7 protein-coding genes and 1 pseudogene are annotated in these 10,050 nt (G+C 57.5%); 2 read left to right on the top strand and 6 right to left on the bottom strand.

Annotation, left to right across the window (positions count from 1 at the left end; genetic code table 11):
- Positions 1-10: 10 nt before the first annotated feature.
- The 5 genes from LGY53_RS42740 to LGY53_RS42760 form a co-directional block, all read right to left on the bottom strand.
- Positions 11-862, bottom strand: coding sequence for a peptidoglycan recognition family protein (locus LGY53_RS42740; RefSeq protein ID WP_225732390.1), 852 nt, complete (start codon positions 860-862; stop codon positions 11-13).
- A gap of 588 nt (positions 863-1,450) precedes the next feature.
- Positions 1,451-2,215, bottom strand: a complete 765-nt coding sequence (locus LGY53_RS42745; RefSeq protein ID WP_225732391.1) for a DUF4239 domain-containing protein — start codon at positions 2,213-2,215, stop codon at positions 1,451-1,453.
- A gap of 37 nt (positions 2,216-2,252) precedes the next feature.
- Positions 2,253-2,537 carry a holin gene (locus LGY53_RS44550; RefSeq protein ID WP_225732392.1) on the bottom strand — a complete coding sequence of 95 codons (285 nt, stop codon included), beginning with the start codon at positions 2,535-2,537 and terminating at the stop codon, positions 2,253-2,255.
- A gap of 343 nt (positions 2,538-2,880) precedes the next feature.
- Positions 2,881-3,621, bottom strand: coding sequence for a sigma factor-like helix-turn-helix DNA-binding protein (locus LGY53_RS42755; protein WP_225732393.1), 741 nt, complete (start codon positions 3,619-3,621; stop codon positions 2,881-2,883).
- Positions 3,622-3,969: 348 nt separating this feature from the next.
- Complete coding sequence (locus tag LGY53_RS42760) at positions 3,970-4,269, bottom strand: hypothetical protein (protein WP_225732394.1); 300 nt, start codon at positions 4,267-4,269, stop codon at positions 3,970-3,972.
- Between the two features lie 1,145 nt (positions 4,270-5,414).
- Between LGY53_RS42760 and LGY53_RS42765 the strand changes: the two genes are divergently transcribed.
- Complete coding sequence (locus LGY53_RS42765; RefSeq protein WP_225732395.1) at positions 5,415-5,825, top strand: hypothetical protein; 411 nt, start codon at positions 5,415-5,417, stop codon at positions 5,823-5,825.
- 817 nt (positions 5,826-6,642) lie between these two features.
- On the opposite strand, the gene LGY53_RS42770 is transcribed toward LGY53_RS42765, so the two are convergent.
- On the bottom strand, positions 6,643-7,299 hold the full coding sequence (locus tag LGY53_RS42770; protein WP_225732396.1) for a DUF1906 domain-containing protein: 657 nt from the start codon (positions 7,297-7,299) through the stop codon (positions 6,643-6,645).
- Between the two features lie 1,432 nt (positions 7,300-8,731).
- Here LGY53_RS42770 and LGY53_RS44555 point away from each other — a divergent pair.
- Positions 8,732-9,798 (top strand): annotated as a pseudogene (locus LGY53_RS44555) (DDE-type integrase/transposase/recombinase); the annotation flags it as partial.
- Positions 9,799-10,050 lie beyond the last annotated feature (252 nt).

A 10,050-nucleotide genomic window follows, 5' to 3' on the forward strand; every position in this document is an offset into this window, starting at 1 on the left:
AATCGAACGGCTATTGTTTTGTGTCGGCGGTATCAGGCACATTCAACTTCGCGGCAATCGCAGCCGACAGGTCGTAGAGCGCTCGCCCTCCACCTTGCGGCCATCCATGCATATCTATCGTGGGATGGAAGTCGGATTCGTTTTCAATAAATGCCGCAGCGGTACCGCGCCCACAAAACTGCTCCAGTACGAGTGCCAACGCATACCTGATTTGGTTAATATGCAAGTCCAGGTATGCGATCATATCACCAGCATTGATGTCCTGGCCCGCCTTGTTGCGGATGGTTTCATTTGCAAACGACATTTCATCTCCTACCTGTTGGCTTGTAGCGAATTTCCTCGCCCGATCGATAAGTACGTCCCACGGAAAGCTTGGACCAGGATCCGTGTGCCCACCACCCCACTGCCCGAAGTCGATATGTCCACAGATTCCCGGTCTATCCGGCGGCGCGCTCCCGCCGCCGACATATTCGATGGGGATGTTGCGCTGCAAGCACCGCCATGCGACCAATTCTGCGGTACGACTAAGCATTTTATCCTCGTCCACGCCGTGCTCGGCCGTGGACAGCCACCGACCGCGACTCCACGATACAAAGGTACCTGCCATGCAAATGTGATCGGCACGTGTATTTGCATTCGTTGCCGACCACGGATTAGTCTCCCATGGGACCGCCAAAACAGTTTCATGGTCGTCGACGACGGCATTGTATGACACTTGTGAACTCGGGTTGCACAGGTAATTCACAAGCGATTCGGCTGTTCCGTTCCCTTCTTGAGTATGAATAGCAATCCACGAAACGTCACGACCCCCTTCATGGCAGTTCGGACTTAGCTGAGTTCTTGTGACCGGATCCTGCAGCATTTATGTCTCACCTGATTCGATCGAGATACCTTATCCTGAACACTACTGGCAACTAACTCTGATGCTGACCAACTTCTAGTTCCGCCCCTTCGCTTGTGCCCTCGGTTGGCGGGGTAGGTCGAAGAAATTCACGAAAAGTCCGCCATTCAGGCTTATGGCCGACGTAGATTTCTCCTACGTCGCACAGTCTCGGGCATGATCCGCCGCCGAAGTAGGTCGGCCGACTGCCGACAGCGGCCAGGTCGGTACCGCCACTTCCACGGAAGTTCCAGTTAATTGGATATCTTTACTCCCGTCGACCCGGTCGAGCTTTCCATTGCGGCCAGCATCTCCATCGTCTGGAGCAAAGCCCCGCCGATCAATGGCCAGCCATGTGAGCGGCTTTCGCTGGCAGATGCTTGTCCCATTCCTGCGGTACACGCAGCCACGCGCTGATGACCACGACTGTGTCGACATGCGGCGGAGCGGCATGGGGTGCCACTGCGGCCACGGACCGCGAGAATGTCATCTCAAAGAGGTGCTGAACCCTTCATATTGGCCGTTCTCGTCTGACCGGTATCGGAAGAACATTCGGAACCGGAAACAACGCTACTGCTGGATCGTCAAGCGCTCGAGTTGGCCCCGGAATGGTTGGGGGTCGACATGGATTATGCCCGAGAATGGCCCATTGAGCTCGAATACGATAACGAGAATTGTTGTAGCGAAGATGGCCAATGCGCATATCAAGATTACAGTTCGACGATTGAAGATTGGTTTGCGCATCACTGGCATGAGGATCAAGAGCATTGAAGACATTACCAATTCAAACTTGATGAAGAACGGCGTAGTGGACTTAACCAGCATCGCTCGCCTATTACGTTGGTCTCGTGCAGCCTTAACGTCATTGACTGCAGCCTGGTGTGCGGAATCGTTTTCGAACTGGGATGCCGGGGTGCTTGTGATCTCCTCTTGGAGATCGTACATCTTGTCGTCGGCGACCTCACTCATGTGCCCCCGAGCCATTGAAGGCCATTCAATTTCGACTACGGTGTTCAGATAATCAGCGATGGCTGTGCGAATCTTCTGACCTTCGGGCGTTGTGATGCTACCTGTCTCGAAGTAGATCGACGACAATGCATCAGCCTCCGCTACTGTTGCCGTGTGAGCGTCGTCGAAAGAATGCCATCCCATGTTAATCGAGGAGCTGAGCACAAATGCGAACAACACTCGATTGAAGGCCTGGAGGTCATCGATCAGATCGGTTACGTCAGAATTTCGCCAGCCTTGCGGTAGAAGACGGCTGGCGATACCTAGGACAAATACTGCTGCCGTCGCTGTGATTGCTATTTCAGCGATGTCCCAGAGTAACTTCATTCTGCTGCACGTCCTGGCCTACACGCCAAAGCAACGATCATGCGCTTTGGTCTAAGTCTGGTAACGTTTTCACCCTGGAAGTTTCCAAGGTCTGAGAACCTGTCGTACGCACCAGGCTCGGGTTCCCGGGTTCCGCGGCATAATCCGAAGCAATCGATGTGAGCACCGATAAAATCGCTGCCATCGCGGCTGTCGAGAGTGCGCCTCGCCATGATGGGTCGAAAAGCCCGATACTACCGCTGGTGAGTACGGCGGCAAGGGCTTGGGCAAAGGTTTTAAGAGCACGCTCGGCTGCTGCGCGCCAAAACAAGAGCGTCCACACAATGAGCTCCTTCGAGATTTCGATTCTGCGACCTTAGCGTCGCTGAGCTATCCTGTTCATGCGGTGCTTCCGGAATAGGGCGTGATCGTTTGATAAGCCACGTCTAAGCCGAGCGGGCTGATCGTCGCTCCGACGTGTTAGTTGTTGCTTTTCCGATGTCCGGATCTTGTCGCCACCGAGTGATCTGCGCACGGACATCGCTCGACGGCGGCTTGCGTAGGTTTGCACGGGCGTTGGGCTCCGTCGCTTCTCGGGCTCCGGTGATTATGTCGCCTTTCCTACCAGCTGCCGTCGATTGTGCGCGGTCACTCATTCCACCTTCTCCTTTTGTTGATGGATGTTTCTAAACCTGCCAGCGGGGGCGCGGGGAGGTGCGTCGACGCCGCATCCGATAAAGCAGCATTTCGACAGCCTTCGGAGTTGTGTTGAGATGCTGCGCAATGTCTTGATGGCTGCAACCTTGTGAATATAAAAGCAGTGCCAAGCGGACACGGATGTTATTTTGTTTACCGAGTATTTCGTTTGTCGCTAGTCGGGACAGCGTCGTACTTTCCGGATCGCCGTATATGCTGTTATCTTTAATTTTCTCGATCTCCTTGAGGTCGGCTCGATAGGGTGGTGCACCATTTTGATATTCGCGCAGCCAGCGGTGATATTCGTTCGGGAAGCGCAGGAGGCATTGCCCTATGAAATAGGTCTCCATACTACCTCGCGTTGGCTCCCAACGGCCGTCGCTCAAAATAATGCGGAACCTGTCCAAAGCAACTGCAATTGTCATGCCAGCCAACTCTTTGGCTGTGTCGAGCTCACGAAGCTCCGGTCGCCATGCGAGGCGAATACCCGTTGCATTTCGCACTCGACCGACAATCGCACCATTTACGATCCAGCTTTGTAGAATATTGAACGCGTATCCAGCGAGGCGAGATGCAGTTGTCTCCCAATCTGGGATTGGTTCGATCGAGCGAGCGTATGTGGAATTTGGGAGATCCGCTCGCAACTTTGCTTCGTCTTGAGGGTTCGAGTCGAGTGAGGGCAGATTGATTAATGCTCGGTGTTCTGGTCTCGGAGAATGGTAGCTCAACATCTATCTTCTCATTCCTTCGTCGGTCGATAGGGCACAAGAAGCATGCCGGTAATGTACTCGTCGATGAGCATCCGATTCAGCGGTAGATTCCGGTGCGATTGACTAAGTCGATGGTGAATTCGGAGCAAACCGTTCAACGGGTGTGGAAATGACGCAGATACCTCTAACTAGGACGGTGGTCGTAAAGAGTGTCGCGATTGCACTGGGACTACTTCCTGTTACTCGGTCGTGGTGCTGGTATAGCCTGGGAGTCCGCGCATCGAGAACAAATAATGACGACGGATGCGGTGGACCGTTGAGTACGGGCTCGGCCATGTCGCTGTGAGTGAACGATCGCTCAGACTCACTTCACGCACTCTTCGACGTACGGTGTCGAACTTCGAAGAGCTGTTCGAAATCCAATCCTGTGCCGGCCAACAGTGTTGCGATCAGATCGGGATGTGGTGCGTGCCCTGGACGCCGGATCCGTCGGAGGGTTTCGCGGGTGAAACCGAGCGCGTGGGCAAATTCGTCGTCCGATTTGAAATCATAGAGATCTCTGATTTCTGCCAATTTGTCCGCACGGATAGCGATCGTGGCCGGTTTGAAGCCTTTCTTGTGCAATGCTCCTCCAATGACTTCGTTTGATCCAGAAACCAAGTAGAGCACTGATGTTCACCTCACAACAACCTATACGCTGAGGTGGTGCCAAAAAATGGTGGCATTGTTTGTCGGAATTTTTTTTAAATCGACCTCGAACGTGCTGCTCACGGAAATTTATGGTGCCAACGAGATTAGGCGCTGTTATTGAACTATCGGTTTCAGCGACTCTTGAACGAAAGTGCACGACCTGCTGATCCGGTGCTGAACTGCATTTTCGCATGGCAAACCGGCGCAGGTCGAGTGGCTGCGATCCCGTGCTGTGATGTATGTGCGAGTTTAGTCGATTGTCCTATTTATCTACGGGTAAGCCGGGAATTCCGACACTGCACATCTGAAGTGATGTCGTCGGTAATCTGATCGTTTCTTGCAGCGTTTCATTAGTTTCGAGCAGCGCTCGCTCCGGACATTCCGGATGTGTGCGGTGCTTCGATGCCTCGCATAACGGGTCGAAGGTCGGCAACATGTAGGTCGGTGCGTGCCCCATGTGGTTGTGGTCATGGTGTGTTCCTCGTGTGTCCAGAAGGGTTGGGTGAACCGTCGATGACGTCTCGTGACTGCGGGTTCCCCGTGATGGGTCGTGGTAGCGGGGCTGGCAGGGGCTGGCAGTCCGCATGCGCAGATGTCGGTCGGGACAAGCCTTCTCGGCCGAGGAGACACCATCGCCCGCGGGACAAAGAGGGCGCCCGACCCGGTTGGGTCTCATACGTGTGGAACGTGGAAACCCCGTCTGGGGTCCAGGACGGTGGGAACGCCGGTTGGTAGGCCGACCGTGAGGAAGGCGGAATTCCCCAGCAGGACAGGATGGTCCGACACGCGAATGCCAGCGGTCGAAAGGCAGCGGGGAACCCAGGCGAAAGTCGTTGACCTCCAACGGTATCCGACATAAACTGCCGGATACGCGACAGTGCACCCGGCCCGAATACACCATCCTTACCCGACTGATCGGCCCGTTGTTGTTGAACGTGGCACCGCAGGTGATGGAATGCGCGGCCAGGGTCTGCCATCGATGAAGCGTCCGTTGTGACGTCGAAGCGGTCAAGGGGAGCCCGGTGTTGGTGAGGTATGCCGACGATTACGTGGCGATGTGCTAAAGCCGTGAACACGCAGAGTAGGTCAAGGCCGACCTTGGGGCATGGCTCGGGCCCAGAGGGTTGCGGTTCAACGAGGATGAGAGACACATCGTCCTCGTTACCGAGGGATGCTCGTTCCTGGGCTTCGATATTCGCCGCAAGGTCGATCGGCAGGGCGTCGGCAAATTGGTCATCACCCCCAGCAAAGAGTGCGCTGCGAGGCTGCGGAAACGGCTGACGAGTGAAGTGCGGAACATGCAAGGCTCCAACGCCTCGGCCGTCATCTTCCCGCTCTGCGGCGAATTGATTATGCACGCCGACCACGAACCACAAAGCCCGCACGAGTGGGAACGGTGGTTCCGGACCTTCCGCCGCGTGCTGCGCAAACGGCATATCGTCGGACAGGTCGACTGCCGAGGCCGGAAGTTCTGTCGGTTCCTGCGCGCACACTGCCAACGGCGAATTGCCGCCGCGGTAGAACACCGGCATTGACGCAGAACCCTTGTCGCTCAAGCGGCTTGCTTGAGCTGGGGTGCCTGGAAGGCTGGTACGCCCGGTTCTGAGGGGGCGGCGGCGCGGCCATGCGCCGCCGCTACCCGACGCTTTCACCATCGGCTGGTGCGGTTGCGGGGTACCGCCGGTAGGCGGAGCGTGGTGGTCTTGGCCCGTCGGCCCCGTGATCGGGCTATGCGACGCTTGCGGGACCGGCGTCGTGAGTTGACCGTCCGGTCCGGGCTGCTGCCTGTCGAAGCAATCTGGCGGGAAAAACCGAATGCCAGCGGTGAACGGCGTCGGTAAGCCGTATGCGGGAGAACCCCACGCACGTTTTGATGCAAAGGGAGCTGGGTAGGTATCTGCCTTACCAGGGGTACCAGGGGATGGACAACCGACCGGGAAACCGGCGGCACGGAGGCCCTGAGTCCTACTATCAGAGATCATTTGCTACTCCAGTTCCCGGCCCAACTCTGGCTGTTTAAAGAGGGAAGCCCCTTCCGAGCGCGTATGTGCAACCGGATGGACAACTGTCGATGCAATTATCACTGATTGGAAGTGGTCGTTGCTGGCAATATACGAAATTTAAGGAACCTGTATGTATTATGCGACCTATTCGTAATATTGTAATCGTGGAATGCGGGCGTATATATCGGCGCGGCTCATCATCCTGCTGCGCACGTGGATCAATGATGCTGATAGAGGAATGCTGGGTCGCATGAATGGCATTGTGCTGAGCTTGGACTGCTATGATTGATAGCAGTCATCCGTATTGGATTTGCCTGGACGCATGCGTTCCGGCGGTTGACACCTGCGTTTACGCCCCCGGCCACTGCCCGAAATCAACTGCCAGTACATCGTTGACGTCGACGTGTACACCCTCTAGAACCGGCCCCGGATTCGATGCCGTGTCAACGATTCCTTGGTGCAGCACTATTCCATCAGTACGGGCGCCATTCGACCACGCGGTGGTCTGCCAGGCCCAGAACTTCCCCGGATCACTCGACTTGCCGACGACCGCGTCTTCGATAGCCCAAGCACACACCAATGAACTTCCGTACACGCCGGTCCGGTCCACTCCGAGGACGCTGTTGATCCCTCTGAACCAGTTCGCGGCAACCGTGTTCCATGTAGGGAGGTCGATACCTTCATCGACAGTGAAGTAAATCGGTGCGCTATCAGGGCCACCGGCGTCGCCGTGAATCCTGAGCGCCTCGCGGGCATCGGCAACGCCGCCGTTGTACCCGCGGGTGTAATCGCTGGGCGCGCTCGCACCGGGCTTACCGAACTGAAAATTGCTAACGACGTATAGCCCTGCTCCGCGTAGGCTATCGGCATACGGGCGAGTCAACGGCTTCGCGCCGAAATTAGTTCCGGGTCGCGATTCTGAAACATACGCTATGACACCGTCGTATCCGGCACTTTTGATGGACTGTGGGTTGATCTCACGTGCTGAGAAGTCAATCAGTTGCATTGCTGGACCTCACGGTGATTACTGTTAGCTATAGGGGTTTCGTCATTAAGGGGCGCAACCATACGCTCGGACACATAACGGCGAACTGCGTAAACAACGTAGGTTTTCAACTCATCTTCAGGCTGATTTGTCGGGTTTGGATCGTATAGTTTCCGCTGGTGTACGTATGTGGTATCGAAGATTGCATGTCGTTGAACGATACGGTCGAATCAATGGCCGGTCTTTCGCTTGAACACGAATGGTTGACCAATAGGTTGTGCGATGCGACCCAACTAGGTGTTCCAATGCGTGATCACGTGCTCACTCGCCGTCCGTAAATAATAGCTGACGGCGGCAGGTTGTATCCCTCGTTGTATCGAAAGTTGGGATTTTGCCCGGCTACGCAGACGGTTGGATGAAAAGTGGCTCGGATCGCTGTTAAGTTTGCTGAGTTGCCAGCACTGCCGGTATTGCATTTCTGCACGGCTCGACCTTCGAGCGGCTGGGATGTGCCATCCGTTGCTGAGGGTGGCTGAGCGACGGCAGCGTGCATGACGGTCGTCGTCGGTATGAAAGATCGGCGCACACATCACAAGCCCCCTGATTGGGCAGGTCAGGCGGACCACGGGCCGCTCTTTCCGGCGGCTAGGCAGGCGCGGTTAGGGGACTGTTGCGGTTCCGATTGACACTGTGGCTAGTTGAGCAAATAACTAGCTACCACTATGTAGGTGTCGGCTGACTCAGTCCAATACGTTTTGCAGCTGACGCCGATAAGCCAACCTGATGGGTGCGCAGGACAGTTATGCTGTTCGGATCGGCCCTGCGTGCACGCGATGGTTCACTTATTCGAATCCGGCATTCGTCGTTTGATGGATAGGTGATCCATGCGCGGAGAACTTTCTACGGGCGCTGGGTCTTCCTGTTCGTTTGCCGGATGGCATCCCGCGGGAGCGGGCACGGACGTCGAGGGCTCACAGCAGGTGCGCGCCGATGCCGGCCATCTCCTGCCACAACCGCATGTCCGGAAAGCCACGGTCGGCCAGCACGAAGCATGCCCGGCCACGGGCTCCGCGCGAGCTGCTGGCAAGCGCGCCTTCCCCGGTCAACCATGGACCGGCCTTCGCGTCACGGTGTGGGTGCCTGACTCGACCAGCACGACAACGCGAGCCTTGCGGATACGCTACCGGTCCCTGACCACGCAGTTTGGGCTTGGGTCCTTCTCAACTCCGTCCGGTTGGCGAGTGTCGGCGGCGTCGAGCGTGGTGCCGTCCGGGCCATCAGCCGCAGCCCGCGTCAGAACGATCCCGGCGTCGCGCGTGTAGCCATGGCGGCGCCGCCCTGCGTGTCAGGGTGAGTTGAGTCCACTGGTTCACAGCAAATTTGCCTGACGCGGGGCGAGATCGGAATCTATCCACCAATGACCACGGCAATGCCGGTGCGCGAGACTGGGCGTATGGCTTCAACACCTCGGGGCGATGGTCCCCGCCGTCGGCGCGCGTTCACCGCGGCCGAGAAACTGGCGCACCTGGCCGCTTACGAGAGAGCGGTCGAGGCGGGTCAGGGCGGGGCGTATCTGCGCCGCGAGGGCCTGTACTCGTCGCTGATGACCGAGTGGCGCAGGCTGCGCGATGGCGGCGTGCTCGAGTCGAAGAAGCCGACCGCGAAGAAGGTCGGCAAACTCACCGCCGAGCAAGCCGAGATCGCCCGCCTGAAAAGGGAATTGGAGAAGGCCAACAAGCGGCTGTCCACAACGGAGGCAGCCCTGGACATTATGGGAAAAGCACACGCTCTCTTGGAATCTCTTTCCGAGAGAGCGGATTCCGGCGAGCAGCGCGACAAGCGCTGACCGAAGCCTATGTCGGACTGTGTGCGGCCGGGGTGGCCACCCGCCGGGCCGCGACATTGACCGGACTCTCGCGCGCCACTCAGCAGCGGCGCACCAAAACCTGTGCTGGGCAATCGGTTCCGGTGTCGCGTTCGGCGCCGGTGAACAAGCTCACCGACGCCGAACGGGCGCGGGTGCTGGCGGTGCTCAACAGCGAGGAGTTCGTCGATTGCGCACCGCTGACGGTGTGGGCGACCCTGCTCGATGAGGGCACCTACCTGTGCTCGGTGTCCACCATGTATCGGATTCTCGCCGAGAACACCCTGGTCAAGGAGCGAAGAAGGGTGGCTCGGCACCCGAAATCGACCTGCCCGGAACTGGTGGCCACCGCGCCGCGGCAGGTGTACTCGTGGGACATCACGAAACTGGCCGGCCCGGGCAAGGGGATCTATTACGACGCCTACGTGATGATCGACATCTACTCCCGCTACATCGTCGGCTGTCACGTGCACAACCGCGAATCCGGGGTGCTGGCAACGGAATTGATGCAACAGATCTTCGGCACACACGGCATCCCGCACGTCGTCCACGCCGATCGCGGCACCGCCATGACCTCGAAGTCGGTGACCGCGCTGCTGGCCGACCTCGAGGTCACCCGCTCGCACTCGCGGCCACGGGTGTCCAATGACAACCCGCCCCGAAGATCATCGACCTGCCAGAGGCGGCGTGGATCAACCAACCCGAACAGGAGAATCAGCAACCCCGAGCGGCATAACACACCGAATGGTCTCATTCACCTTGAAAAATTCCGCCGACCCGCATCAAGCAGTGCGCGCAGTGGCTCGCTGCTTAGCAGCTGCCGCGCGCGGCCCCCTCTCTGCCAGACTCGGATGAGACCAGTTGGTCTGTTAGTTTGCTGAGGTTTGTGTAGGGCGAGATCGGGATTC

The sequence above is a fragment of the Nocardia sp. JCM 34519.1 genome (genome assembly GCF_020361265.1).
GTDB classification, from domain to species: Bacteria; Actinomycetota; Actinomycetes; order Mycobacteriales; family Mycobacteriaceae; genus Nocardia; species Nocardia arthritidis_A.

Excerpts from the sequence above, each read along its gene's own strand:
- LGY53_RS42740 (WP_225732390.1), bottom strand. The coding sequence starts at position 862 with ATGCTGCAGGATCCGGTCACAAGAACTCAGCTAAGTCCGAACTGCCAT.
- LGY53_RS42745 (WP_225732391.1), bottom strand. The coding sequence starts at position 2,215 with ATGAAGTTACTCTGGGACATCGCTGAAATAGCAATCACAGCGACGGCA.
- LGY53_RS42755 (WP_225732393.1), bottom strand. The coding sequence starts at position 3,621 with ATGTTGAGCTACCATTCTCCGAGACCAGAACACCGAGCATTAATCAAT.
- LGY53_RS42770 (WP_225732396.1), bottom strand. The coding sequence starts at position 7,299 with ATGCAACTGATTGACTTCTCAGCACGTGAGATCAACCCACAGTCCATC.